Annotated in this window: 22 protein-coding genes; 6 read left to right on the top strand and 16 right to left on the bottom strand. The window is 54.1% G+C overall.

Translation table 11 applies throughout. The features are described 5' to 3' along the window. Window positions 1–6: 6 nt before the first annotated feature. Window positions 7–1,410, bottom strand: coding sequence for an FAD-binding protein (locus tag FLS37_RS04715; RefSeq protein WP_198314485.1), 1,404 nt, complete (start codon window positions 1,408–1,410; stop codon window positions 7–9). A 99-nt stretch (window positions 1,411–1,509) separates the two neighbouring features. After that, window positions 1,510–2,988: a DNA recombination protein RmuC gene (gene rmuC / locus FLS37_RS04710; RefSeq protein ID WP_157314779.1), complete on the bottom strand. Its 1,479-nt coding sequence runs from the start codon at window positions 2,986–2,988 to the stop codon at window positions 1,510–1,512. Window positions 2,989–3,060: 72 nt separating this feature from the next. On the opposite strand from rmuC, the gene flgA reads away from it, so the two are divergent. The 6 genes from flgA to FLS37_RS04680 all read left to right on the top strand — a co-directional run bounded on the left by flgA (window position 3,061) and on the right by FLS37_RS04680 (window position 11,103). After that, on the top strand, window positions 3,061–3,771 hold the full coding sequence (gene flgA / locus FLS37_RS04705) for a flagellar basal body P-ring formation chaperone FlgA (protein ID WP_157314777.1): 711 nt from the start codon (window positions 3,061–3,063) through the stop codon (window positions 3,769–3,771). Between the two features lie 209 nt (window positions 3,772–3,980). Continuing rightward, on the top strand, window positions 3,981–4,901 hold the full coding sequence (locus tag FLS37_RS04700; RefSeq protein WP_157314776.1) for a bifunctional riboflavin kinase/FAD synthetase: 921 nt from the start codon (window positions 3,981–3,983) through the stop codon (window positions 4,899–4,901). Window positions 4,902–4,941: 40 nt separating this feature from the next. Beyond that, complete coding sequence (gene ileS, locus FLS37_RS04695) at window positions 4,942–7,824, top strand: isoleucine--tRNA ligase (protein WP_157314775.1); 2,883 nt, start codon at window positions 4,942–4,944, stop codon at window positions 7,822–7,824. Further along, window positions 7,817–8,302, top strand: a complete 486-nt coding sequence (lspA, locus tag FLS37_RS04690; RefSeq protein ID WP_232522488.1) for a signal peptidase II — start codon at window positions 7,817–7,819, stop codon at window positions 8,300–8,302. The genes ileS and lspA overlap by 8 nt, the downstream gene beginning before the upstream one ends. Then, the gene (gene ispH / locus FLS37_RS04685; protein ID WP_157314773.1) at window positions 8,295–9,227 is read left to right on the top strand and encodes a 4-hydroxy-3-methylbut-2-enyl diphosphate reductase; all 933 of its coding nucleotides are present in this window, start codon (window positions 8,295–8,297) and stop codon (window positions 9,225–9,227) included. The genes lspA and ispH overlap by 8 nt, the downstream gene beginning before the upstream one ends. Window positions 9,228–9,327: 100 nt before the next feature. Further along, on the top strand, window positions 9,328–11,103 hold the full coding sequence (locus FLS37_RS04680; RefSeq protein ID WP_157314772.1) for a GGDEF domain-containing protein: 1,776 nt from the start codon (window positions 9,328–9,330) through the stop codon (window positions 11,101–11,103). A 61-nt stretch (window positions 11,104–11,164) separates the two neighbouring features. Here the strand turns inward: FLS37_RS04680 and rfaE1 are convergent, their stop codons facing one another. The 14 genes from rfaE1 to FLS37_RS04610 form a co-directional block, all read right to left on the bottom strand. Further along, the gene (gene rfaE1, locus FLS37_RS04675) at window positions 11,165–12,088 is read right to left on the bottom strand and encodes a D-glycero-beta-D-manno-heptose-7-phosphate kinase (RefSeq protein ID WP_157314771.1); all 924 of its coding nucleotides are present in this window, start codon (window positions 12,086–12,088) and stop codon (window positions 11,165–11,167) included. 13 nt (window positions 12,089–12,101) lie between these two features. Then, entirely contained in the window at window positions 12,102–12,800 is a 699-nt protein-coding gene (gene pyrF, locus FLS37_RS04670; protein ID WP_157314770.1) for an orotidine-5'-phosphate decarboxylase, read from the bottom strand. Window positions 12,801–12,891: 91 nt separating this feature from the next. Then, window positions 12,892–14,067 carry a lipopolysaccharide assembly protein LapB gene (gene lapB / locus FLS37_RS04665; protein WP_157314769.1) on the bottom strand — a complete coding sequence of 392 codons (1,176 nt, stop codon included), beginning with the start codon at window positions 14,065–14,067 and terminating at the stop codon, window positions 12,892–12,894. Beyond that, complete coding sequence (locus FLS37_RS04660; RefSeq protein ID WP_157314768.1) at window positions 14,068–14,370, bottom strand: lipopolysaccharide assembly LapA domain-containing protein; 303 nt, start codon at window positions 14,368–14,370, stop codon at window positions 14,068–14,070. It lies immediately after the preceding gene. A 115-nt stretch (window positions 14,371–14,485) separates the two neighbouring features. Continuing rightward, the gene (locus FLS37_RS04655; protein ID WP_157314767.1) at window positions 14,486–14,770 is read right to left on the bottom strand and encodes an integration host factor subunit beta; all 285 of its coding nucleotides are present in this window, start codon (window positions 14,768–14,770) and stop codon (window positions 14,486–14,488) included. Window positions 14,771–14,792: 22 nt separating this feature from the next. Next, complete coding sequence (gene rpsA / locus FLS37_RS04650) at window positions 14,793–16,487, bottom strand: 30S ribosomal protein S1 (protein WP_232522487.1); 1,695 nt, start codon at window positions 16,485–16,487, stop codon at window positions 14,793–14,795. A gap of 202 nt (window positions 16,488–16,689) precedes the next feature. Continuing rightward, window positions 16,690–17,358, bottom strand: a complete 669-nt coding sequence (gene cmk / locus FLS37_RS04645) for a (d)CMP kinase (RefSeq protein ID WP_157314766.1) — start codon at window positions 17,356–17,358, stop codon at window positions 16,690–16,692. 84 nt (window positions 17,359–17,442) lie between these two features. Then, window positions 17,443–18,432 carry an L-glyceraldehyde 3-phosphate reductase gene (mgrA, locus tag FLS37_RS04640; RefSeq protein ID WP_157314765.1) on the bottom strand — a complete coding sequence of 330 codons (990 nt, stop codon included), beginning with the start codon at window positions 18,430–18,432 and terminating at the stop codon, window positions 17,443–17,445. Window positions 18,433–18,451: 19 nt separating this feature from the next. Next, window positions 18,452–19,330: a prephenate dehydrogenase/arogenate dehydrogenase family protein gene (locus FLS37_RS04635; RefSeq protein WP_157314764.1), complete on the bottom strand. Its 879-nt coding sequence runs from the start codon at window positions 19,328–19,330 to the stop codon at window positions 18,452–18,454. Then, window positions 19,327–20,007: an META and DUF4377 domain-containing protein gene (locus FLS37_RS04630; RefSeq protein WP_198314484.1), complete on the bottom strand. Its 681-nt coding sequence runs from the start codon at window positions 20,005–20,007 to the stop codon at window positions 19,327–19,329. Before FLS37_RS04630 ends, FLS37_RS04635 begins: the two co-directional genes overlap by 4 nt. 168 nt (window positions 20,008–20,175) lie before the next feature. Beyond that, window positions 20,176–21,192, bottom strand: coding sequence for a 3-deoxy-7-phosphoheptulonate synthase (gene aroF / locus FLS37_RS04625; protein WP_157314762.1), 1,017 nt, complete (start codon window positions 21,190–21,192; stop codon window positions 20,176–20,178). Window positions 21,193–21,259: 67 nt separating this feature from the next. Next, the gene (locus tag FLS37_RS04620) at window positions 21,260–22,408 is read right to left on the bottom strand and encodes an MFS transporter (protein ID WP_157314761.1); all 1,149 of its coding nucleotides are present in this window, start codon (window positions 22,406–22,408) and stop codon (window positions 21,260–21,262) included. Between the two features lie 75 nt (window positions 22,409–22,483). Beyond that, a complete protein-coding gene (gene pgsA, locus FLS37_RS04615; RefSeq protein ID WP_157314760.1) occupies window positions 22,484–23,053 on the bottom strand; it encodes a CDP-diacylglycerol--glycerol-3-phosphate 3-phosphatidyltransferase in 570 nt (189 codons plus the stop codon). A gap of 294 nt (window positions 23,054–23,347) precedes the next feature. After that, a complete protein-coding gene (locus tag FLS37_RS04610; RefSeq protein ID WP_157314759.1) occupies window positions 23,348–24,682 on the bottom strand; it encodes a DUF3422 family protein in 1,335 nt (444 codons plus the stop codon). Window position 24,683: the final 1 nt, after the last annotated feature.

The raw sequence follows: 24,683 nt of genomic DNA, 5'->3' as shown, positions 1-24,683 counted from the left end.
TGCCTTTCAAAGGGCTGCATGCCGCGCAAATTCGTCGCGATAATGGCAATACCAGTCGCTGCGAAACAGCTCATCGGGGTCGTACTGTTTTTTGAGTTGCAGCCACTGCGCAAACTGCGGATAGGCGCGACTCACTTGCGCTGCCGAGGCGTAGCGGTGGTAGGTCAGGAAAAAACTGCCGTCCAGAGCGGAACTGGCGTCGATCAAGTCGCGAAACGCTTGTGCCGTGCGCTGCAAACCGGCTTCGCTGTGTTGGGTGCGCAGATTGAAAATCACGCAGGCGAAATCGGCCTTGGCCCACGGTAGAAACGACACTGTGTCGCGCATAATGGCGCGGATCGTGCCATACACCACTTCCACGCCCAGCCGGCGCAAAATGCCTTTGGCTTGCCGCATAAAAGCGAGCAAGTGCTCGCGCGGCACATAATGCTCGCCGATCACCAGACTTTCCGGTTCGGCGTCCGCTGCGCGCTCGCCCGCCAGAAACTCGGCATAACTCGGGATGTAGGTGCTGAGCTGCATGGTATCGGCCCAGTATTGCTGGCCGTCGGTGTTCAGATAGTGCTGCGAATAGAGGCGGAACGCCTGCTGCTTGTCATCGTGCGCGAGTTTGAGCAGCTTGAGCCACGCTGCAGGCGGCAAATCGGCACTCGGCTCGGGGGCGGTTGACGATGTAGCTTTGTAGCAGGCAAAGACGCCGCGCTGCAAAAAGCGCTCGTCGCTGTGGTCAATTGCAAATTGAAAATCGCCATACAAGCAGCCTTCGTCGGCTCGCCGAAAGACCGCATTGATGGCGTCGTCCAGATCGATAATATCGACGATGCGCTTGACGCACTGCCGCTGCATCAGCCGCAAAGTCGCCGCATAAATCACGCCAAACAAGCCATAACCGCCGACCACCAGCGCAAATAATTCGGCGTTCTGCTGACGGTTGCAAAAGAGCAATTCGCCGTGCGCGTTGATCAGGGTTAGGTCTTCAATATCATCCCCCAGGGGCTGCATTTGCAGGCCGCGACCGTGGGCATTGGCGGAAATCGAACCACCCAGCGTGACGCTATCGACACCGGTTTGTTTCTGCCGGATTGCCCAGCTGCCACCTTGCGGGTGAGGCATGGTGTGCGTCGCCGCGATAATCGCAGGCCAATCAGCGCCCGCTTCGATCTGCAGCAAGCCATGCTCGGCGTCGTGACTCAGTACGCGATTGAGGCCGCGCAAATCAAGATGCAGCGCCCCGCTCGCCATTTGCTGCCCGCCCATCGCATGCAGACCACCAGAGACGGAAATATAGCGCTGCTCGCGTCGTGCGCGGCGGATGATTGTTTGCAGTTGCGCGCAATCTGCTGGCTGCTCGATGGCGGCCAGCTGCGTCGGATTCAGTCGGGAATGCACGTCGTTCAGCAATGTCGTCATTGCATGCTCCTTGAGCTTGAGTCGGGCGGCAACACTGAACGAAAATAATTTAGGTATATGGCTACAGATCATATTTAAATTGGCCTGCAGCCATATACCCTACTCGTTCAATGCCAACGTTTCGATGGCTTCACCTTCAAGCCGCACCTGCTCGATATTGTTGAACTGTTTGGAGATTTTTTCACTGGTAATACTCACGTCCTGCGCGTCTTCATGCGCCTGGCGGATATGCGTGGCAAGTTTTTTCATTCGCGTGTCAAAGCGGTTAAATTCCTGCCCCAGCTTGCCCAGCGCCTCCTTGATAATATGCACCTGCTTGCGCGTTTCAACGTCCTTGATCACTGCGCGCGCGGTATTGAGCACGGCCATCAGCGTCGTTGGCGACACAATCCAGACCCGTCGCGCCATCGCGTGCTGCACCAGCTCGGGGTGGTAGGCATGAATTTCGGCAAAGACCGCTTCGGCCGGAATAAACATCACCGCGCCATCGGCAGTGACATTGGGCACGATGTATTTATTGGCAATATCGTCGATGTGTTTTTTAACGTCGGCTTTAAACAGCCGTGTTGCCTGTACTTTGTCGACTTCGGTGCTGAACATGCGGTGGTAGTTTTCCAGCGGGAATTTCGAATCGACCGCCACGGTACCGGTCGGCTCAGGCAATTTGAGCAGGCAGTCAACACGCACACCGCCGGGCAAGCTGGCTTGCAACTCGTAGACTTGCTGCGGCAGTACATTGCTGATCAGATGCTCCAGCTGCACCTCGCCAAAAGCACCACGACTGCGTTTGTCGCCCAGCAATTCCTGCAGACTCACGACATTAGTCGTCAAGCCGTCGATTTTTTTCTGCGCCTCATCGATGGTTGCCAAGCGCGCCATCACGCTGGCAAAGGTTTCATTGGTCTTTTTAAAGCCCTCGTCGAGCCGCTCGGTAACTTTGCCGGAAATCTCGCCCAGCCGCGTATCGGTGGCCTTGGTCAGCTCGCCCACACTGGCGGTCAGCGTTTGCGATGATTGCTGCAGTGCGGCTTGAAGTTGTTCCATTTCGCGCTTCGATTGTTCGGCGAGCATGGTCGAGAGTTTGAGCAGCATGTCTTCGCGCAGCGCGTCCTGCTTGCTTTGCAGTGCGCTGGAAATATCGCCGAGTTGTTTTAAAACTTGCTCTCGGGTGTCGCCCTGGCTGGCCGTCAGCGACAGACGCAGTGTGGCCAGCGCATCGCTTTGCGCGCTCTGCAGCCGCGCCATAGCTTCGCGGCTTTCTTTCATTTCACTGTTGACGCCGCTGCGCAGGCGCTCGAAGGACTCGCTCATACCGTCACGCAAACGGTCGCCCGAGCGATTCACCGCCTCGTGCAGCAAAGCACCATGCTGCGCCAGGCCGGAATTCAAGGCCTCCGCCTGTTTGCTCAACCCCTGATGCAGATCGGAGAGCATTTGCCGGTGCTTGGCTTCCAGCTCCTGCATTAAAGTGTCGAGCACTTCGCGCTGATTGCTGGCCAATTGCTGCAAACGGCTTACCACCAGCACCCCAGCCAGCAAGACCACTAGGGTAGAAATTCCAAACAGCAACTCCAGCATTGTGCAAATCCGCTTAGTTCTAACAAAACGCCGATTGTAGGCGATGCGGGCAGATGCGCATATAATTTGCGGATGCAAAAATTAATCGCACTCTTTCTGGCGCTGCTGCTCGGCTCGGCGGGGCTAGTGGTCTCGCCGCTGGCGCACGCCTCGTCTGGTAAGCAGGATTTGCAGCTATTGCAAAAAGAGCTGGCAAACTGGCTCGATCAGGCGCTGCTCAATAGCCCCGGCACGGCGTCATATACCATCAGCAAGCTCGATCCGCGTTTGCAGCTTGATGAGTGTGCTGCCATCGAGGTGAGTTTGCCCCAGGGCTATCGGCTGATTGGCAAAACCATGTTGCGAGCCAAGTGCATGCAAGGGGCCAACTGGAGCGTGAATACGCCGGTGCAAATCACCATGCTGGTGCAGTATCTGGTCGCAGCGCGGCCAGTGGGCGCCAATCAGACCCTCGCCGAGTCCGATCTGATGTTCCAGCGCGGCGATCTGGGTACTTTGCCCGGCTCGGTACTGATGGATGCCACGCAGGCCATTGGCCGTACGCTCAATACGGCAATTGCCGCCGGCCAGCCGATACGCAAAGAACATTTGCGCGCAGCAATGGTGATTCAGCAGAATCAGCGAGTGCGGATTGTATACCGCGAAGACGGCCTTGAAATTCGCAACGAAGGTATCGCGCTGAACAACGCAGCGGAAGGCGCTACTGTGCGGGTACGGGTGGGGCGTAATATGATACTGACCGGCATCGCCCAGGCTGGCGGTGTCGTCGAAGTCAGCCCCTGAGTAACAAGCTGGCCAGCGCCGGACTGCTTCGGGCCATGCAAGGCGGAAGGCAAAAACCCTCGCATGCGATTGCTACGGCTGATGTGAAAACTTTTGTTTAGCCACTCACCCCTTCTGGCGTTAGAATACGCGCTTGCGCAAGGCTGGCGATGCTGCCCGCCTTGCAATTATTTCACCCTAGAAACGGTTCGCTAGAGCACCTTATTGGCATGCAAGTTTTTCGTGGCACACCGCCTCAACCCCTTTCTCCTTCCGCGCTGACCATCGGCAATTTTGACGGCCTGCATCTGGGGCATCAGGCGATGCTGGCGCAGCTCAAGCAAGCGGCCAAAGCGCGTGGTCTGGCCAGTGTGGTGATGACGTTCGAGCCGCATCCGCGCGAAGTATTTACCCCAGCCACCGCGCCTGCCCGCCTGACCAGCTTGCGCGAGAAAATCGAGCTGCTCGCCGCCAGCGGGGTTGATTGCCTGATCGTGCAGCGCTTTAACACGGCCTTTGCCGCATCCAGCCCCGAGTTTTTCCGCGACCATATCGTTGCGCAGCAAATCAATGCCCGCTACGTGCTGGTGGGCGATGATTTCCGCTTTGGCGCCAAAAGAGCGGGTGATTTTGCGCTGTTGTGCCAGCACCCCGATCTGGAGTGCCACAGTCTGCCTACGCAGGATGTACAGGGTGAGCGTGTGTCTTCCACCGCCGTTCGCAATGCCTTGCAAGCCGGGCAGATGCAGCACGCTTCGCAATTGCTTGGCAGGCCATATTCAATATCTGGCCGCGTAGTCGGCGGCGATCGGCTGGGGCGGCAATTCGGTTTTCCCACCGCCAATATCCAGCTCAAACACAACCGCCCGCCACTGTTGGGGATATTCGTCGTTGAAATTCATGGGCTTGAGCGCACCTATCAAGGCGTGGCCAGCTTGGGATTTCGACCCACCATTCATGGCGGCGATTTAAGCCCGAAGCTGGAAGTGCATATTTTTGACTTCCAGCGCGAAATTTACCGTCAGCATTTGCGCATTGATTTTCTGCACAAATTGCGTGACGAAGAGAAATACCCCGATTTTGACACACTGATCGCACAGATTGGCGTCGATTGCCAGCAAGCCAAAGACTGGTTTGCGGCTCATAGATAACATCACTGAATACCGACATTAAATTAAAGTAGAGATTGCAATGAGCGACAAACCCGCAAATAAATACCCGGTTAATCTACTGGACACGCCGTTTCCAATGCGTGGCGATCTGGCAAAACGCGAACCGGGCTTTTTGAAACAATGGCAAGACGGCCAGATTTACCAGAAACTACGCGCCAAAGCGAAAGAACAAAATCGTCCGAAATTCATTCTGCACGACGGCCCTCCGTACGCCAACGGTGACATTCATATCGGCCATGCGATGAATAAAGTCCTCAAGGACATCATCCTCAAATCAAAATCGCTCGCCGGATTTGACGCTCCCTATGTACCGGGTTGGGATTGCCACGGCATGCCGATTGAGCACCAGATCGAAAAACTGGTGAAATCGGACAAAGACGCGATCAAAGCCAATCCGGTGATCCACTCGCGCATTGTTGAATATCGCAAAGCCAACGGTTTAGATGAAAAAGAAATCCATCTGCCAAGCAGCTTCATCCGCGAATTGTGCCGCGAATATGCGGCGATTCAGGTTGAGCGCCAGAAAGTCGACTTTATCCGCCTGGGCGTTCTGGGTGACTGGGATAATCCATACCTGACGATGAATTTTAAAACCGAAGCCGACATCGTTCGCACTTTGGGCAAAATTCATGGCAACGGTTACCTGGTAAAAGGCCAGAAACCGGTTCACTGGTGCGTGGACTGTGGCTCAGCGCTGGCCGAGGCTGAAGTTGAATATGAAGACAAAGTATCGGCAGCGATTGATGTCGGCTTTGAAGTCGTCGACAAAGCCGCACTATCCGCGGCCTTTGGTGGAGTAGCCGTTGGCGACTTGAGCGCCAAAGCCGTGATCTGGACGACGACACCGTGGACGCTGCCAGCCAATCAGGCGGTATCGGTTCATCCTGATTTTACGTACGATTTGATCGCAACCGAACGCGGCTTGTTGATCTTGGTGCGCGAGCTGGCCGAAGCTGCACTCAAACGCTACGACATCGACAGCAATGAAGTGATCGCGCAAGCCAAAGGCGCAGCGCTCAATGGCCTGTTGCTACAACACCCATTTTTAAATCGCCAGGTGCCGATTATTTGCGGCGAGCACGTAACCGCAGAAGCGGGTACTGGCTTAGTGCACACCGCTCCAGCGCATGGCTTGGAAGACTACCAAGTTGGCTTGAAGTATCACCTGCCAGTTGATAATCCAGTAGCGAACGATGGCCGCTATATCTCTACGACCGAACATTTCGCCGGTGAAACCGTATGGAAAGCCAATCCGAAAGTCGTAGCTTTGCTTGAAGAGCGCGGCGCCTTGCTGGCGAACAAAAAGTTGGAACACAGCTACCCGCATTGCTGGCGCCACAAAACTCCGCTGATTTTCCGCGCGACGACGCAGTGGTTTATCGGCATGGATAAGCAAGTTGGCTCTGAGACTTTGCGTGACAAAGCGAATCGTGCGGTGGATGCCACCGAGTTTTTCCCGGCCTGGGGCCGCGCTCGCTTGGAAGCGATGATCAAAAACAGCCCGGACTGGTGCGTTTCACGCCAACGGACTTGGGGCGTGCCGATGACGTTCTTTATCCATAAAGAAACGGCTGAATTGCACCCACGCTCGACCGAATTGCTCGAACAAGTTGCGCAGCGTATCGAGAAAGAAGGCATTGAAGCCTGGTTCAAGCTCGATGCGGCCGAATTGCTTGGCGATGATGCAGCTCACTACGAAAAACTGAAAGACACCATCGACGTCTGGTTTGATTCGGGCTCGACGCACTTTGCCGTGGTAAAACAGCGCGAAGACCTTAACCACGGTGATGACAGCCGCCCCGCTGCTGATTTGTATCTGGAAGGCTCGGACCAGCACCGTGGCTGGTTCCAGTCCTCACTGAAAACGGCCTGCGCAACGGTTGGCCACGCGCCGTACAAACAATTGTTGACGCATGGTTTCGTTGTTGATGGCAAAGGCATGAAAATGTCGAAATCCAAAGGCAATGTCGTTGCGCCTCAGCAAGTGATCAACCAAATGGGCGCGGATATGCTGCGCTTGTGGACGGCGAGCACCGATTACTCTGGTGAGGTATCGATCTCTGACGAAATCCTGAAGCGGACTGCAGACGCATACCGTCGTATTCGCAATACTTTGCGTTTCTTGCTGGCCAATCTTAGCGACTTCAACGCGAGCAATGCTCTGCCAGTTGAACAACTTGCCACGTTGGATCGCTATGCGCTGGTGCAACTGGCCGCGTTCCAGGAGCGTGTGACGGGTTTCTACGACAAGTACGAGTTCCACCTGGCCGTACAGGAAATGACGGCCTATGCGTCAGAAGAGCTGGGCTCTTTCTATCTGGACATCATTAAAGATCGTCTCTACACCATGGCCGCCGATAGCCAGGGCCGCCGCTCGGCGCAGACTGCGCTGTGGCATATCACGCAAGCGCTGGTGCGCCTGCTGGCTCCGATTACCTCATTCACCGCGCATGAGGTGTGGGAAATATTGAACGGCAAGGATGACAGCGTATTCCTTGACGCTTGGTACGATATCCCTGCCGTTAGCGATGCTGCAGCATTGAGCGCCCAGTTTGCGCTGGTACGCGAAGTACGCGCACAGGCACAAAAAGACATCGAAGTGCTGCGCGCAGCGGGGGCGCTGGGCTCCAGCCTCCAAGCCGAAATCACCATCAGCGCTGAAGGCGAGCAGTTCGCAGCGCTCAACGCACTGGGCGATGAATTGAAGTTTGTGATGATCACCTCGCAAGCCAAACTCAAACAAGGTGCATTTGACATTGAGGTATCGGCCTCTAGCGAACAAAAATGCGAGCGTTGCTGGCATTACCACCCTACCGTATCTACGGTAGTGGGCTATGAAACGCTGTGCGCACGCTGTGATGACAATCTACACGGCGCAGGCGAGGTTCGCTCGCATGCCTAAGCAATTTAAAGGCTATCTGGGTCTGGCTTTGATCGTTTTGATTCTTGATCAGATCACCAAACACTGGATTGAATTTGTGTTTGAAATGCATCAAATCAAACCGGTGATTCCAGGCTTTTTTAACCTCACTTTGGCGTACAACCCCGGCGCCGCGTTTTCCTTTTTGGCTGACGCGGGCGGCTGGCAGCGGCATTTCTTTACTGGTTTAGCGCTAGTGGTATCGGTTGTGATCGTGTTTTTGCTCAAAAAACACGAGGCCGAACCGCGCTATGCCACATCGTTGTCGTTGATTTTAGGTGGCGCGCTAGGCAATGCGATTGATCGCATCGTGTTTGGCCACGTGATCGATTTTCTGCAGTTTTACTATCAAAATTGGTACTACCCATCGTTCAATATCGCCGACTCGGCCATTTGCATCGGTGCCGCTCTGATGGTGATTGATAGCTTCAAAAAGGATAAACAGGCCAATCATGAATAAACCCATGAATATCATCCTCGCTCAGCCACGCGGCTTTTGTGCTGGCGTGGATCGCGCTATTGCGATTGTTGAGCGCGCCCTAGAAAAATTTGGCGCACCAATTTATGTCCGCCACGAAGTGGTACATAACAAATTTGTGATTGAAGATCTGAAAGCCAAGGGCGCGATCTTTATCGAAGATCTCAGCGATGTGCCTTCTGGTAATACGCTGATTTTTTCGGCACACGGCGTATCGCAAGCAGTGCGCGCTGAAGCTGCCGAGCGTGGCCTGCATATTTTCGATGCCACCTGTCCACTGGTGACCAAGGTGCACTTGGAAGTGAAACGTCTGCGCGAGCAAGGCTATGAAATCATCATGATCGGCCACAAAGGACATCCCGAAGTGGAAGGCACAATGGGACAAGCTGCAGGTGGGATGTATCTGGTCGAGGATGAAAAAGACGTGCTGGCGCTGCAAGTGCGTGATGAGCATAAGCTCGCTTACGTGACGCAAACCACGCTTTCCGTTGACGATGCACAAGTGGTGATCAATGCCTTGCGCGCACGCTTTCCTGAGATTGTCGGGCCGAAAAAAGACGATATTTGCTACGCCACACAGAACCGGCAGGATGCAGTCAAGCAGTTGGCTAAAGAGATTGATATTCTGGTAGTGGTCGGCTCGCCCAATAGCTCCAACTCCAACCGCCTGCGTGAAGTAGGTGCTGGCCTCGGCATTGATGCCTATATGGTCGACAATGAGACTGAACTCAAAGAGGAGTGGTTTGCCAGCAAAGGCAAAGTGGGTATTACCGCCGGTGCATCAGCGCCGGATGTACTGGTTCGTCGCGTGATTGCCAAAATTGAAGAATTTGGCGCCAAATCGGTCGAGTCCATGTCCGGAGTCGAAGAAAACGTGATATTTGCCCTCCCGAAAGGGCTGGTCTGAGCACTTTGAATATTCAGCCTGACGCCACATGATGTGGCGTTTTTTATATCTGCTTTTTCAACCTATACTCTGCATACTCTCTGTCTGCGTGATGTGAGCCATGGAAAAATTGACCAACCCCACCGATATTGCGCGTGAAACCCTAAAGCAGCTGGCGATGCGGCGTATCGTGCCCTCGCCCGATCATTACGAATCGATTTACCATGAAATTGCGCAAACCAGCGAAGCCGACCGTCAACACCCGGGGCTAAAGGAGCTGATCGCCGCTCTGGAGCGCACTACGCCGCAGTCGCACGAAGCCAAACGACAGCTGGAGCAACTCAAACGGGCCATCAAGCGTGAAGAATGGGCCGCCCTGTATGACCAGCTGATCCGCTGCATTCAAAGCCAGGGCACCACATCAGAGCTGAGTAAAAGCTGGGGCGAACTGATTCGTGAACTGATTTTACAGTGGGATTTACGCAACCCGGCTTACCCGCCGAGCCGGAAAAAAGAGGCTCTGGACAGAGTGCTGGCCAATTTTGGCAATAACGCCAACGAGCTCAATCAGAAGATGGTTGGCCTGATCAACTCCTGGTCGGAAACCGGAGTAGAAAATACCCAGATCAGCAGCCTGGAGAATATGTCCGCGGAGGCGATTACGCCAAGTGCACCCTCTCCAGCTGGCACAGAGTCGATTAATTGGCAAGATTGGCGTGATTCAACCGTAACGGCACTTGAGCTGGGTTTGGCCGCCCGCCTGTTGCACAATCCGGATTTGCAGCAGGAAACGCTCGTGATCGCCAGAGAAGCCAAGGCTGTCGGCAATCGGGCCGAGATGGAAAAATGGCTGCCGCGCTTGCGCAAATTCTGGCTCAAACTCGAGCTGCAGAACGATCAGGAAGACCGGCTTGCCGATGGCCTGATGAAACTGCTGCGCCTACTAACCGACAATATGGCGGAAATTGTCATTGACGATGAATGGGTGCGTGGCCAGATTGCCGTGGTGCAAACCATCATGTCACAACCCCTGGATATGCGGGTTTTATACGACGCCGAGGCTGGGCTCAAGGAAGTGATGTTCAAGCAAAGTCAGGTGAAACATAGCCTGGTTCAGGCGCAAACTGCCTTGAAAAACATGCTGGCTTCATTTATCGACCGGCTGGGTTTAATGTCGCAAAGTACGGACAATTACCACACCAAAATCACGCAGTACGCCGGCAAGATTGAAGAAGCCAACGATCTGGTCAGTATCCGCCACGTTATGGAAGACCTGATGCAGGATACGCGCAGCATGCAACTTGATGTGATGCGCTCGCGCGATGATTTGCTGGAGGCCAGAAAAAAAGCCGATCAGGCCCATTTGCGCGTGCTTGAGCTGGAAAAAGAGCTAACAGCTCTGAGCGATAAAGTGCGTGAAGATCAGTTAACCGGTGCTTTAAACCGCCGCGGGTTAGAGGACGCCTATCAGGTCGAGCTGGCACGCGCGCAACGCAGCAATGTGCCCTTCGCGGTCTCGCTACTCGATATTGATAACTTCAAAAAACTGAATGATTCACTAGGGCATGCAGCGGGTGATACGGCGTTGAAGCACCTGGTGCAGGTGGTCAAGGATTTGCTGCGCCCTACCGATACCGTGGCACGATACGGTGGCGAAGAGTTTGTCATTCTGATGCCGGGCACGGCAATTGAAGAAGGTTTGCAGGCCATGCAGCGCGTACAGCGCGAGCTGACCAAGCGCTTCTTTATGCATGAAAATGAAAAGGTTTTGATTACTTTTAGCGCTGGTTTGACCCTGGCGGGGCTGGATGAATCACGCGATGCGGTCATTACCCGTGCTGATGCGGCGATGTATAAGGCGAAAAAGAGCGGGAAAAACCGCGTAGAAACGGTGTAGAAAGTGCGTAAGCAAACTCAAAGGCTGGCATTAGCCTGCCTTTGAGTGGGGGTATAGTCCGCTAGAACAGCTCCTCTGCGCTCGCCACGGCAGTACCCAGCTTGGCAACGACAATGCCGGCCGCTTTGTTTGACCAGTCCATCGCCTCAGGCAAATCAAGTCCAGCCGCCAGCATCAACCCCAAAGTGGCGATCACCGTATCACCTGCCCCAGAAACATCAAACACTTCACGTGCCTGCGTGGGTTTGTGAACGACTTCGCCTTCCTTAAACAGCGTCATCCCCTCTTCGCTGCGCGTAACCAGCAAGGCAGTCAAGTCCAGCTGCTGGCGTAGTGCCTGTGCCTTTTCTGCCAGCTCGGTATCGCCTTTCCATGTGCCCGCCACTTGGCGGAATTCGCTGCGATTCGGGGTGAGCAAGGTCGCACCACGATAGGCCTGATACTCATCACCTTTGGGGTCTACCAGCACAGGTTTGCCTGCCGCTCGGGCGATCTGGATCATATCCTGCACATGGGTCAGGCTGCCTTTGCCGTAATCGGACAAAATTACAACGTCGGCATCAAGCAGTGATGTTTTGAACTCGTCCAGTTTGGCTGCCAGTATTTCGTGCCCCGGCAAGTCTTCAAAGTCAATGCGCAGTAACTGTTGCTGCCGGGCCAGGACGCGCAATTTCACCGTGGTTGAAATATCCGGATCGCGATGAAAGCCCGTTTCAACGCCTGCAGCCAGCAGTAGTCGTTCCAGACTATTTCCGGCTTCATCGGCCCCGATCACGGACAGCAATTTGGCTTGCCCACCCAGCGAGACGATATTACGTGCCACATTGGCGGCGCCGCCAGCACGCTCGTCGGTTTTATTGATTTTGGCTACGGGTACGGGGGCCTCGGGCGAGATGCGCTCCACATCGCCAAACCAGTAACGATCCAGCATCACGTCGCCTACCACCAGCACCCTGGCGGATCTAACTCGGTCTTTCAGTGACATTCAATTACCTCGATTAGCCATGCAAAGTGGCATTGATGGCCTGCAAGGTAGCGACCGGATCGGCGCTTTGCGTAATTGGGCGACCAATCACCAGATAATCCGATCCCGCCACGATGGCTGCTGCCGGCGTCATAATGCGGGTTTGATCGTCGGCAGCGGCGTCGGCAGGGCGAATTCCTGGTGTAATCAGCTTGAAATCCTGACCGCAGGCGGCTTTCAATAGTGCAGATTCTTGTGCCGAGCATACAACACCATCCAAACCGCAAGACTGGGTCAGGCGCGCCAGCCGCTCGACCTGCTGCGCTGGCGTTACATTCAAGCCCAATTCGGCTAGCTCGTCGCCGCCCATGCTGGTCAACACAGTAACCGCAATCAGCAGTGGCCGCTGAGGTAGCTTTTCCAGCGTCTCGCGCGTCGTTTCCATCATTTTTCGACCTCCAGAGGCGTGAACGTTCACCATCCAGACGCCCAGCTCAGCGGCCATTTTGCAGGCCTGAGCAACCGTATTGGGAATGTCGTGAAATTTCAAATCCAGAAAAACATCAAAGCCTTGTGCAACCAAAGCTTCAACCAGTTGCGGGCCTGAGGCCGTGAACAACTCTTTGCCCACTTTCAGGCGACACAATTGCGGCGTCACCGTTTTGGCAAAGGCCAAAGCAGCAGCGGCATCAGGATAGTCAAGCGCGACAACAACGCGTGGATCTAAAGACATACTCAATTACTCTTTTCAAATTTAATGAGCCAGACAAAATTGACCATGCACGGTTTGAGTAACACTGCCACAGAGCCGTGCAAAGCCATATTTATTCGCTTTGATTTCGACGTTTTCCGCGGATAGGCGCATACGTTTCCCAGCCATTGCAGCCGGGGCAGTGCCAGAAAAACTGCCGGGTTTTAAAGCCGCATTCACGGCAGTAATACATGCTGTGCTCGCGCGTATTATCGTGCAGTAGCTTGCCGATCAACTCGATTTCGGGTTTCTGATCATCCGGGGCAACCAATAAGTGGGCTTCAAGCAGCTTGCGCAAACCCGGCATCGACGGCGAATCACGCAGGCGCTCACGAACAAACAGATGCGCCGCTTCCACGCCGTTCGAGGCGATCAGATGCTCGTAGATCAAATCAATCACATCGAGTTCCGGGTAGCGCTGCAGATAGCGAATCAGTAGTGCGATACCCTCTTGCTGCTGGTCGAGCCTCTCGTAGGCGTTAAGCAGGTTACGGGCAACCAGTGACAAATAGCTGGCGTCTTGCGCCTCAATCAGTAGCCATTGATCAATCGCGCCCTGATAGTCCAGCTTGCCAAATAGGATTTCGCCCAGCATGAGTCGAGCCCTGACGCAGGGGCGATGCACGTTGAGTGCGTTTTCCAGATAATTCTGTGCCTGTTCGGTTTGATTGCGAATCAAAGCTGCAGCGGCAAGCTCGCATTTGAACTGCGCAATTTCATGCTGGTAGGTGTGACTTTCATCGCGCAGCTGCTCAGCAATCTCGATCGCTTTTTGCCACTCATGTTCCTGCTGATAAATCGCGAGCAGCTCAACACGGGCCGCTTTGGCGGCATTTGTACCTGATAGCTCGTGCAGCAGATTTTCCGCCCGATCAAACAGGCCTGACTTGATAAAATCAATCGCCAGATCAAGTTGCGCTTGCTCTTTTTGCGGAATGGTCAAATCTCTGCGTGCCAGAAGCTTTTGGTGCATGCGAATAGCGCGCTCGAGCTCACCCCGTCGCCGGAAAAGATGGCCCAAGGTAAATTGCAGCTCGATTGTTTCTTCGTGCTGTTTGGCGATATCAACATAGACTTCAATCGCCTTGTTGGTTTCACCCGATAATAAGTGATTCAGCCCTTTGAAATAGGCACTAGGCAGTGATTTACTCTGGGCAATGACGTGCTTGATATCGACCCGGGCAGCAAGCCAGCCCAGACCAAAAAATAGCGGCAGAATAATCAGCCACCAGAATTGAATTTCGATCATTTAAATAGCGTCTTTGGGTTGTTCAAGGGCTTGATCTGCTTGGACAGGGTGAGGATTCACCCGGCTTTTTAATTCTTTGCGCAATTGAACCAATTCGCGACGTAAGCGAAAAACTTGCCCTAGGCTGGCGAGCAAGCCAAAAGTGGCACCAACAACAAAAAACACCAGCAAAATCATTGCCAGTGGCGCATTCCAGGAATACCCCAGAAAAAAGTGCAAATCAATGGGCGCCGCGTTATGCATTGCAAAGCCAAATAGCATGGTAAAAATTAGAAATTTAAGAGCCCAGCCTAAATAATGCATTCGTCAAACTCCTGTTGTTTTGCCAATATTGTAGCTTATATTTGCTTTGCGCCTGAGTTAGAGCCAATAAAAAAGGCGACATCCAAGATGTCGCCTTTTTATTTAGCACTTGCGTTTACGCTTCCGAATCGACGCGCTCACGTAGTTCTTTGCCTGCCTTGAAGTGTGGCACAAACTTCTCAGGTACCGATACTTTGGTGCCTGATTTCGGGTTGCGCCCCACTCGTGGCGGGCGGTAGTTCAGGTCGAAGCTGCCAAATCCGCGGATTTCGATACGTTGACCCTGAGCGAGGCTACGCGCCATCGCATCGAGCATCGTCTTCACGGCTAACTCCGCATCTTTGGCTACCAGCTGTGGATAGCGTTCGGCCAGTTTTGCGATGAGTTCTGACTTGGTCATGTTCCGCTGTAATCCTTAAGAATTATTCAGCAGAGCCTGACAATTTTGCTTTCAACAATGCGCCCAGGCTAGTTGTGCCTGCGTTGCCTTCGATAGTCGAAGACAATTTGCTCATCGCCTCTGATTGATCAGCGCTGTCTTTTGCTTTGATAGACAGGTTGATTGAGCGAGTTTTGCGATCAACATTGATGATCAGCGCTTCAACTTCATCACCTTCTTTCAGAACGGTACGGATGTCTTCAACGCGGTCACGTGAAACTTCAGTAGAACGCAGGTAGCCTTCAACTTCTTCAGACAGTGTAACAATCGCGCCTTTAGCATCGAGAGACTTCACGATACCCTTAACGATTGCACCTTTGTCTGATTGAGAGATGAAGTTGTTGAATGGATCACCTTCCATCTGTTTGATGCCGAGGCTGATGCGCTCTTTCTCAACGTCGATAGACAGAACCATGGCTTCAACTTCGTCGCCTTTCTTAAAGTTGCGAACAGCTTCTTCGCCTGGAACGTTCCAAGACAGGTCAGACAAGTGAACCAGACCGTCGATGCCGCCAGCCAAGCCAACAAATACGCCGAAGTCGGTGATCGATTTGATCGCGCCTTTCAGTTTGTCGCCTTTCTTGAAGTTAGCAGCGAAATCATCCCATGGATTAGCCATGCACTGTTTCATGCCCAGGCTGATACGACGTTTGTCTTCGTCGATATCCAGGATCATCACTTCAACTTCGTCGCCCAAAGACACAACTTTAGATGGGTGAACGTTTTTGTTAGTCCAATCCATTTCAGAAACGTGTACCAGACCTTCGATGCCTTGTTCGATTTCTACGAATGAACCGTAGTCAGTCAGGTTAGTGACTTTACCGAACATGCGAGTGCCTGATGGGTAACGACGTGACAGACCCACCCATGGATCTTCGCCCAATTGTTTCAGGCCGAGAGATACGCGGTTTTTGTCTTGATCGAATTTCAGAACTTTAGCTTCAAGTTCATCACCCACTGCCAATACTTCAGATGGGTGTTTAACACGGCGCCAAGCCAGGTCAGTGATGTGGAGCAAACCATCAATACCGCCCAGATCAACGAATGCACCGTAGTCAGTGATATTTTTAACGATACCCTTAACGATTGAACCTTCTTTCAAGGTTTCCAACAGTTTCTGACGCTCTTCGCCCAGAGAATCTTCCAGAACGGCGCGACGAGAAACTACTACGTTGTTACGTTTGCGATCAAGTTTGATTACTTTGAATTCAACTTGTTTGCCTTCGTAAGGAGTCGTGTCTTTTACTGGACGAATGTCAACCAGTGAGCCTGGCAAGAAAGCGCGCAGACCGTTAACCATTACAGTCAAGCCGCCTTTAACTTTACCGGAAATAACGCCAGACATGATTTCGCCACGTTCCAGGCAGTCTTCCAATTCGATCCAAGAAGCCAGACGTTTGGCTTTTTCGCGAGAAAGCTTCGTTTCGCCGTAACCGTTTTCGAGGCTATCGATTGCAACTGGTACGAAATCACCGATCTTAACGTCAACTTCGCCGTTGTCGTTTTTGAACTCTTCCAGAGGAATCAGTGATTCAGATTTCAGGCCTGCATTTACAGTAACAAAGTTGCTGTCGATGCCTACAACCTCGGCAGTAATCACTTCACCCGAACGCATTTCTTGACGGGTGAGGCTTTCCTCAAACAGGGCTGCAAAGCTTTCCATAGTAGCGGTAGTCATTAGTGGAAAATTCCATTTGCTGTCGGACTTTAGTACCACAAGCCACAGCGGGTTAGTTAGTAAAAGCCAAACCACAAAAGGTGGATGGCCAAAGTAAAAGCCCGTCAGAACAACGGGCAAGCATCAAATTTAGCAAAAGCCAAATTTGAATTGGAGCATTCTAAAGAAAAAAACGACTTTGATCAAGCGCTTAAGTATTGTTTTACTTAAGTTTTTTCGTCCACCAGGTCAAAACTTGTTTCACCGCCGAATCAATATCCATTTCAGTTGTATCAAGTAAATAAGCATCGGGCGCCTGCGCCAACGGTGCAACGCTGCGCGCACGATCACGCGCATCGCGCGCCTCCAGATCGGCCGTGATCACTGCCAAATTAGCGGTTTCACCGCGAGCGATCAATTGCTTATAACGCCGCTCGGCACGCGCTGCGGCGCTGGCGGTCAGGAAAATCTTCAGCGGTGCCGCCGGAAAAACGACCGAAGCCATATCGCGTCCGTCGGCGACCAGACCCGGCACTTTGGCAAAGGCCTGCTGGCGCGCCAGCAATGCGGCACGCACTTTGGGTAAGGCGGCGATCTGCGAAGCGCCCGAGCCGATTTCTTCGCTGCGGATCGTGTTGCTGACATCGACGCCTGCCAGCAAAATGGCTTCCCCGTCAAATACTACATCTAGGTATTGCGCTACAGACGATACTGCATCTTCATCAGACCAAGATACCCCTTGCTGCTGAGCAGCTAATGCAGTCAGGCGATAAATTGCACCCGAATCCAGATAATGAAAACCTAGCGCATCTGCGACGCGCTGGGCAACGGTACCCTTGCCGGAAGCGGATGGGCCGTCGATGGCAATTACAGGAATCAGGTTCTGCGTCATATCGGTCTCGTCGTATTAAGTTCGTCGCAAATAAAAAGGCCGGAAAACATTCCGGCCGTCATTGTATCGATTTAAATGGCGCGCTTAAACCTGCTGCAGAATCAATTCAATCTGTTTTAGCTCGTCAGCATTGAAGTCCAGATTATTCACCGCCCCCACATTTTCCTCAATTTGTGCCACCCGGCTTGCACCAATGATCACCGATGTGACCGTTTGCAAAGCCCATGCCAGCGACATTTGCGCCAGCGACTGACCACGAGCAAGAGCAATCTCGTTCAGAGCCTTGATTTGCGCCAGTCGCAACTGGACTTTATCACTATTGAGAAAATGGTTTTGTGTGTCAGCCGCGCGCGAATCAGCTGGAATGCCGTTCAGATAACGATCGGTCAATAACCCCTGCGCCAAGGGGCAAAATGCGATGCTACCGATTTGCTCCTGGCGCAATACATCGGTTAAGCCATTTTCTATCCAGCGATCAAACATCGAGTACGAAGGCTGATGAATCAGGCATGGTGTGCCGAGCTCTTTTAAGACTTTGGCCGCAATTGCGGTTTCCTCGGCCGAGTAGGAGGAAATGCCAACGTACAGCGCCTTGCCTTGGCGCACCAGGCTATCAAGCGCGCCCATTGTTTCTTCAATCGGCGTATCCGGATCTGGCCGATGCGAATAGAAAATATCAACGTAATCGAGCCCCATGCGTTTCAGGCTTTGATCACAGCTGGCGATCAGGTATTTACGACTCCCCAAATCGCCGTAGGGGCCCGGCCACATTTCCCAGCCCGCCTTGCTGCTGATGATCAGCTCGTCGCGATAGCCAGCCAGATCGGTTTTTAGCAAACGCCCCATCGTTTCTTCGGCTGCACCGGGCCTGGGGCCATAATTGTTTGCCAGATCAAAATGCGTAATGCCCAGATCGAAAGCCTTAAGCACCATCGCGCGACTATTGTCGAATGGTTTATTGTCGCCAAAATTGTGCCACATGCCCAAAGACAGGGCTGGCAGTTTCAAGCCGCTGCGACCACAGCGACGGTAAGGCATCGTTTCATAGCGATTTGCAGCAGCTTGATAAGTCATCACAATCCTCGGTGGGTAGTCAAATGCGTTTTTTGCCCCAGGCACTACGCGCCTGACTGGCCTGATTGATGTATTCGGTTAATGCGCCCGCCTCACCCGCCTCAATGAGCGCAACCAGCGACTGCAGCTGAGCCACATTGGCGCGCAAATCAGCCAGGATTGCATCCCGATTGGCCAGTGTAATATCGCGCCACATTTCCGGGTGCGATCCAGCAATGCGCGTGAAGTCACGAAAACCGGTACCCGCAAAATCCAAACACTGCTCGCCATTATCCTTGCCCAGCACGGCATTCATATAGGCGAAAGACACTAGATGCGGTACATGGCTAACCGCAGCAAAAACGCCATCGTGCGTTGCGGCGTCCATTTCATAGACAATCGCCCCGCAGGCCTGCCATAGCGCACGCACTGTTGCCAGCGTCTCGGCCGAGGTTTCGGCCAAAGGCGTTAAAACAATGCGACGACCTTCATAGAGGCCGTAGGTAGCCGCGCTTGCGCCCGACAAATCAGAACCCGCAATTGGATGCCCCGGCACGCAGCTTGCCAGCTGATTGGGCAGAAACTGCCGGTAGAGCGCGCAAACATCCTGCTTGGTCGAGCCGCCATCAGTCACAATACAATGCGACGGCAAATGCGGCGCAATCTGTGCCATCAACGCGCCCATCTGGCCGACTGGGGTGCCCAGAAACACCAGGTCAGCGCCCTGCACTGCCTGCGCTGCGTCATGGCTGGCGACATCAATCACCCGCAACTCAATCGCACGAGCCAGATTAGCCGCATTGCGACCGACGCCGACCACTTCGCCAACCAATCGCGCCCGCTTAAGCGCCAGCGAGAAAGAGCCACCGATCAAGCCTGTACCCAGCAGAACCAGTTTGTTGATTTTTTGGGCGCTCATCGGCTGGATAACACTTTGACTAGACTGGTTTTGATGCTACTAGCATCGGCCGGTGGATTGGCAATCTGCTCTTCACGCACCTTTAGCTTGTAGCGCTTGCCTTCTTGCCAGTCAAAACCGGCGATCTCGCCATAAAAATTGAGCCACTGGCTATTCTTACTGGTTTTATATTGCAGACACTGCGTTTTCATCACGCCAGCGACACAATCTTTCTTGCGTGGCCCCACCCAGATTACCTTCTCAACAGGCTTGGCAAACAACATAAACTGCAGCGATTGATTCGCTTGGGCCCGCAAAATCAGGCCAGATGGCGCTATGCGCTCGAGCGCGCTGGCCTGATTTAAAGCATTCAGAAAAGCCTGCTCCTGCTGCATCACCGCCGGGTCAGCGCACAGCTTGCGCGTGCTGGCGACAGGGCCAATGCGCAGTGGCTCGGCAGTTAATTTTCCGTGAAATTGGTTGCAGCCGGCAAAACCGGACAGCTTGCCATCGGCCGAAATCGTGAGCGTAATGGCTGCTCGGTCAAATGATGAAACGGGCCGAGCATTTAGCTCGACCAATTGATAATCACCAGCCAGCCGAGTCGCCGCCGTTGCACTTGTGTCACCGGTAGTCTCGGCGGCATGCGCAAGATGAAAGCCGCCCAGCCCCACCAAAATCAATATTAATTTATTCATATGTTTTCCTTGCATATATTCAGAGCCTGTTCACAATCTGCTGCGCTTGAGCGATGCGGCGTTAAAAACGCCTTCGGCATTCTCATTGACAATGCGTAAGTCTCGCTTCCTTCGCCGTTTTGGCCTTGCCTCGCTCTAGCTTCGCTAGATCGTGAACACTTCTTCGGCTTAGATGCAACGTCCCACGGCCTGCGCAATGGCGCCCAAAGTAGTTATCAGCTCGTTCAGTTGCGGCGGCGACAGCGCCTGATCGGCGTCGCACCAGGCCTCGGCCGGATTGGGGTGCATTTCGATCAGCAGCCCATCCGCACCAGCAGCAACCGCGGCTTGCGCCAGCGCAGGCACCATCCACGCCTTACCGCCCGCATGGCTTGGGTCAACAATCACCGGCAGATGCGTTTCGCGCTTTAAAACCGGTATCGCGGTGACATCGAGGACATTACGGTAGGCCGTTTCAAACGTGCGGATGCCGCGCTCGCAGAAAATGATATTGTGATTGCCCCCCGCAGCAATGTACTCGGCGGCCATCAGCCATTCGTTAATCGTTGCCGACAGGCCGCGCTTCAAAATAATGGGTTTATTAACGCGCCCGACTTCTTTGAGCAAGTCAAAATTCTGCATATTGCGCGCGCCGATCTGAATGACGTCAACGTCGTACTCCATAAAAGTGTCGAGCATGCGCACGTCCATCAGCTCGGTCACGATAGGCAGATTGTGTCGCCTGGCGGCAGTCTGGAACATCTCCAGCCCTTCAACGCCCAAGCCCTGAAATGCATACGGGCTCGTCCGCGGCTTGAAAGCACCGCCGCGCATCAACCGGCAGCCTGCCGCGGCCACACCCGCCGCCGCTTCGTCCATTTGCGCCTGCGTTTCAATCGAGCAAGGCCCGCCAATCACCTGAATCTGCTTGCCACCTAGCGGGATGCCGCGAATCTGGATAATCGATCCCGCCGGATGCGTGTCACGCGACACGATTTTGTACTGCTTCATGATCCGCGTTACACGCTCGACACCGGCCAGAATTTCAAAGCGCGATGCATCCAGCAAATCTTCGTCGCCCATCGCACCAATAATCACCAGCTCCGAGCCACGCGAAACGTGCTCTTTGAGGCCGGACTCACGAATCAGCCCCACCACGGCGGCTACCTGTGCGTCGGTCGCCGAAAGTTTCATTACGATAATCATTGTACGTCCTTTTTCCGGAGTATATGCCGCTAGCCTAGGCCTGATCAGCCACGCAAGCCAATACCGTTTACTCAATCTTTGGCAGGCCGCGCCAGGCAATTATGCAACCCAGAAGACACGATAGTGCGGCCAAACTAAACACCCATTCACCACCCAGTGGCTGCCAGGCCAGCCCTGCCAGTATGCCACCCAGACTGCCACCAATGCCAAACGACATCGCAATATACAGCGCCTGCCCTTTGGCCTGATGTCGGCCGGCAAAGTAGCGGTGAATATAGGCCATATTCACCGCGTGATTACTACCAAAAGTGAAAGCATGTGCCAATTGGGTCAGCAAGAGCAATGGCAGCGAGGCAATCCCCCACGCAATGACCCCGAAGCGTGCCGCACCAATGGCCAGACCAAACAGCAGGATCAATTTCTGACTAAAGCGCAGATTCAGCCGTGGCATCAGCCAGAAGATTGCGATTTCAGCCAGTACGCCCAGCGTCCAGAACCAGGCGATGGTGCTCTTGCTATACCCCTGATCGGCTACGTAAATCGAGTAAAAGCTGTAATAAGGTCCGTGTGCCAAGGCCATCAGAAAGCACGAGGCCAGCAGCGATTGCACTTCACGCTGACGCAAAATCTCGCCAAACCCGGTCTGTGCATACTGGGCGGCTGGCGTGGACGGCGCCTCGGGCACCCACCAGCAATACAGCGCCAGACTGGCCATAATCGCAATCACCGATATGGGCAATACGGCAACGCCTTGCGCCTCGATCAGATAGCCCGCCGTCATGGTGGCGACCACAAAGCCGATCGAGCCCCAGATGCGCAAGCGCGAATACAGGCCCGAATCGCCTTTGAGCAAGCTCATCGCTGTGGCTTCAACCAGCGGCAGCGCGGCGCTCCAGAAAAAGCTACCTAAAAAGACGGCGATAAAAATCGGCCAGAAGCTTTGCGCCACCAGCAGCGGAATAAAAAACAGCAGCCCACACGCGCCCGCCAGCCGCAAAATCAGCTGCCGTTTGCCGCTACGATCGGCCAGCCAGCCCCAGAGGGCGGGCGCATAAATCCGGTTGATTTGCGTCAGGCTGGTCAGAATGCCGATCTGCCAGGCAGGAAAAGCCAGCCCCGCCAAATACAGCCCCCAGTAAGGGGAAAAAATGCCGTTAAATGCGAAATAGCAGAAGTAAAAGCCGGCAATAGCCAGCAAGGCAAAGTTTTTGGCCATTTATACCCTATGGGGTATCTTTATCAAGCTCAATCTGTGTATTGCCAGCAGGGCAATACATCAAATATCAGCGGTTTACTGATTTTTAAATTGCTCGGCAGCGACGCGCAGATAGTAAAACATCGACACAATGGTCAGAATGCCAGCCAGATACAGCGCGATGGTGCCCAGGAGTGGCGTTGAAACATGCGGCACCAGCGGCTCCCACCACAACAAGAGCAAAATGGCGACCATTTGTGCAGTGGTTTTCAGCTTGCCAATCATATTGACCGCGACGGATTTGGATTTGCCCAGTTGCGCCATCCACTCGCGCAACGCCGAAATGGTGATTTCGCGGCCAATAATAATCACCGCCAGCCACGATGGCGCGCGATCGATTTCAACCAGCAGGATCAGGGCGGCGGCGACCATCAGCTTGTCAGCAACCGGATCAAGAAACGCGCCAAACTGGCTGGTCTGATTCCAGCGTCGCGCCAGAAAGCCATCAAACCAGTCCGTGACTGCCGCCAGCGCAAACAGTAGCGTGCCAACGATATTTTGCCAAACCAGCGGATATTCGGCTTGCGGCAGATAAAACACGCCAACAAACACGGGAATCAGCGCGACGCGCAGCCAGGTTAGAATGATCGGTAAATTTAAAGGCATAGTTGGCTACTGTTGGGGCCGCAGCGCGGCGCGGTATGAATATCGTGGCCAGCCCCGAGCAGCAGGGTGACAAAAGCCGGATTGTAACTGTTTTCGCCTGTTCTTGCTCCGGGCATTTGCGGTATTTGAGTCGTAGGAGTGAGCTTGCTCGCGAACAGCAAGGCTTCGCGAGCAAGCTCGCTCCTACGGAAATTCAATCTTCAGAAAGCCGGATCAATAAGCAGCCCGCTTCTGGGCAGGAGCCTGCTTCGCTGATGTCGGTGACAATCAGATACACCCAAGCCACGGTGGTGGTCAGCAATGCGTATCTGAAGAGCTTGAGTGATGAACCAGTCGCCGGACCCGGCGCATTCCCAACACAAGCACGCCCACCACCACGGGAATCAATAGCGCGCTGCTCAGCTCGACATTCAGATGCACACCTGCCGCTTTTAGCCCTTTCAAGCCATATACCAGCAGCCCGATGACGTAGTAGCTGATGGCGGCCACCGACAAGCCCTCCACCGTTTCCTGCAAGCGCAATTGCAAATCGGCGCGTTGCGACATGGCCGAGAGGATGCCCTGATTTTGCTGCTCCAGTGTCACATCGACGCGGGTGCGTAGCAGCAAGGTGGCGCGGCTAACACGCTCGGCCAGCTCACGTTGCCGCCGCGCAACCACCTGGCAATGCTCAAGTGCCGGCGTCAGCCGTCTTGTTAGAAACTGTGTAAAAGGCTGCAAGCCCTGAATGCGGAACTCGCGTAATTCACCCAGCCGCCGCAGCACAATTTCGTAATAAGCGTGCGAAGCGCTAAAGCGATAGTCGGTTTGCGACAAAGCGCTTTCGATTTGCGCCGAGAGCTGCGTCAGGCGATCGAGCAATTGCGGCTCGTCTGCGGCTCTGGCGTGCGAAATGCTACTGGTCAATTCGGCCAGCTCGCGATCCGCCGCCATCAGTTCAGGCGCAATGCTGTCAGCCAAGGGCGGCGCCAACATGGCCAGGCTGCGATAGCTTTCAATATCAAACAAGCGCTGCAGCATGCGCCCGGCTTGACGTCGCCCCATAAAGCGATCAGCCAGCAGATAGCGGACAAAACCGTTTTCATCTTGCTGGAAATCGCTATACACCCTGCCCGCGCCGTCGCCAATCTCTGCGCCAATAAGCTCATTGCCAGCAAAATAATGCCTAGCCAGCAATGGCAAAGTGGGGGGCAAAGCCGTATGTGGTAACACCAGTGCATGGATTGCCACCAGCGTATTGCCCGGCAGTTGCCCCAGCCAGTCGGCGGGCAGCTCGGCGAGCGCCGGGCACGCAAACGGCACCTCGCCTTCAGGGAGTGCTGCGCTGACACTCAGGCTGGAAAACTCGCTATAGCGCATCCACAGCAAGCGGCAATGACCCAGATCAAGGGTGAAATGATTAGCATGCGGTTCTGGCGACGACTGGCCATAATGCCGCGCCAACTGGCCGATCAGCCATTGCTCGTTGGCCAGACTTAAGTGGTGATTCAAGTAAGCCAGATGACTGATGCGCCCTGGTGTAGGCAAGTGCGGATAGGGCGAGGCATGCGTTTCGCGTGCCATGGCGCGCCGTTGCGAATGCTCGCGCACGCGAAATTCAAATCGGGTGCTTGCAGTGGTGCTTGGCATC

This window comes from Chitinibacter sp. GC72, from assembly GCF_009760905.1.
In the GTDB taxonomy this organism is placed as follows: Bacteria; Pseudomonadota; Gammaproteobacteria; order Burkholderiales; family Chitinibacteraceae; genus Chitinibacter.
Note: the sequence above shows the minus strand (reverse complement) of the source record. Positions and strands in the feature narration are given on the sequence as shown.

Coding starts and splice junctions, on each gene's coding strand:
- FLS37_RS04715 (WP_198314485.1), bottom strand. CDS start 1,410: ATGACGACATTGCTGAACGACGTGCATTCCCGACTGAATCCGACGCAG.
- ileS (WP_157314775.1), top strand. CDS start 4,942: ATGAGCGACAAACCCGCAAATAAATACCCGGTTAATCTACTGGACACG.
- flgA (WP_157314777.1), top strand. CDS start 3,061: ATGCAAAAATTAATCGCACTCTTTCTGGCGCTGCTGCTCGGCTCGGCG.
- rfaE1 (WP_157314771.1), bottom strand. CDS start 12,088: ATGTCACTGAAAGACCGAGTTAGATCCGCCAGGGTGCTGGTGGTAGGC.
- mgrA (WP_157314765.1), bottom strand. CDS start 18,432: ATGACTTATCAAGCTGCTGCAAATCGCTATGAAACGATGCCTTACCGT.
- FLS37_RS04630 (WP_198314484.1), bottom strand. CDS start 20,007: ATGAATAAATTAATATTGATTTTGGTGGGGCTGGGCGGCTTTCATCTT.
- rmuC (WP_157314779.1), bottom strand. CDS start 2,988: ATGCTGGAGTTGCTGTTTGGAATTTCTACCCTAGTGGTCTTGCTGGCT.
- cmk (WP_157314766.1), bottom strand. CDS start 17,358: ATGACGCAGAACCTGATTCCTGTAATTGCCATCGACGGCCCATCCGCT.
- FLS37_RS04680 (WP_157314772.1), top strand. CDS start 9,328: ATGGAAAAATTGACCAACCCCACCGATATTGCGCGTGAAACCCTAAAG.
- FLS37_RS04635 (WP_157314764.1), bottom strand. CDS start 19,330: ATGAGCGCCCAAAAAATCAACAAACTGGTTCTGCTGGGTACAGGCTTG.
- lapB (WP_157314769.1), bottom strand. CDS start 14,067: ATGATCGAAATTCAATTCTGGTGGCTGATTATTCTGCCGCTATTTTTT.
- FLS37_RS04610 (WP_157314759.1), bottom strand. CDS start 24,682: ATGCCAAGCACCACTGCAAGCACCCGATTTGAATTTCGCGTGCGCGAG.
- pyrF (WP_157314770.1), bottom strand. CDS start 12,800: ATGTCTTTAGATCCACGCGTTGTTGTCGCGCTTGACTATCCTGATGCC.
- FLS37_RS04660 (WP_157314768.1), bottom strand. CDS start 14,370: ATGCATTATTTAGGCTGGGCTCTTAAATTTCTAATTTTTACCATGCTA.
- lspA (WP_232522488.1), top strand. CDS start 7,817: ATGCCTAAGCAATTTAAAGGCTATCTGGGTCTGGCTTTGATCGTTTTG.
- FLS37_RS04620 (WP_157314761.1), bottom strand. CDS start 22,408: ATGGCCAAAAACTTTGCCTTGCTGGCTATTGCCGGCTTTTACTTCTGC.
- pgsA (WP_157314760.1), bottom strand. CDS start 23,053: ATGCCTTTAAATTTACCGATCATTCTAACCTGGCTGCGCGTCGCGCTG.
- FLS37_RS04655 (WP_157314767.1), bottom strand. CDS start 14,770: ATGACCAAGTCAGAACTCATCGCAAAACTGGCCGAACGCTATCCACAG.
- FLS37_RS04700 (WP_157314776.1), top strand. CDS start 3,981: ATGCAAGTTTTTCGTGGCACACCGCCTCAACCCCTTTCTCCTTCCGCG.
- ispH (WP_157314773.1), top strand. CDS start 8,295: ATGAATAAACCCATGAATATCATCCTCGCTCAGCCACGCGGCTTTTGT.
- aroF (WP_157314762.1), bottom strand. CDS start 21,192: ATGATTATCGTAATGAAACTTTCGGCGACCGACGCACAGGTAGCCGCC.
- rpsA (WP_232522487.1), bottom strand. CDS start 16,487: ATGACTACCGCTACTATGGAAAGCTTTGCAGCCCTGTTTGAGGAAAGC.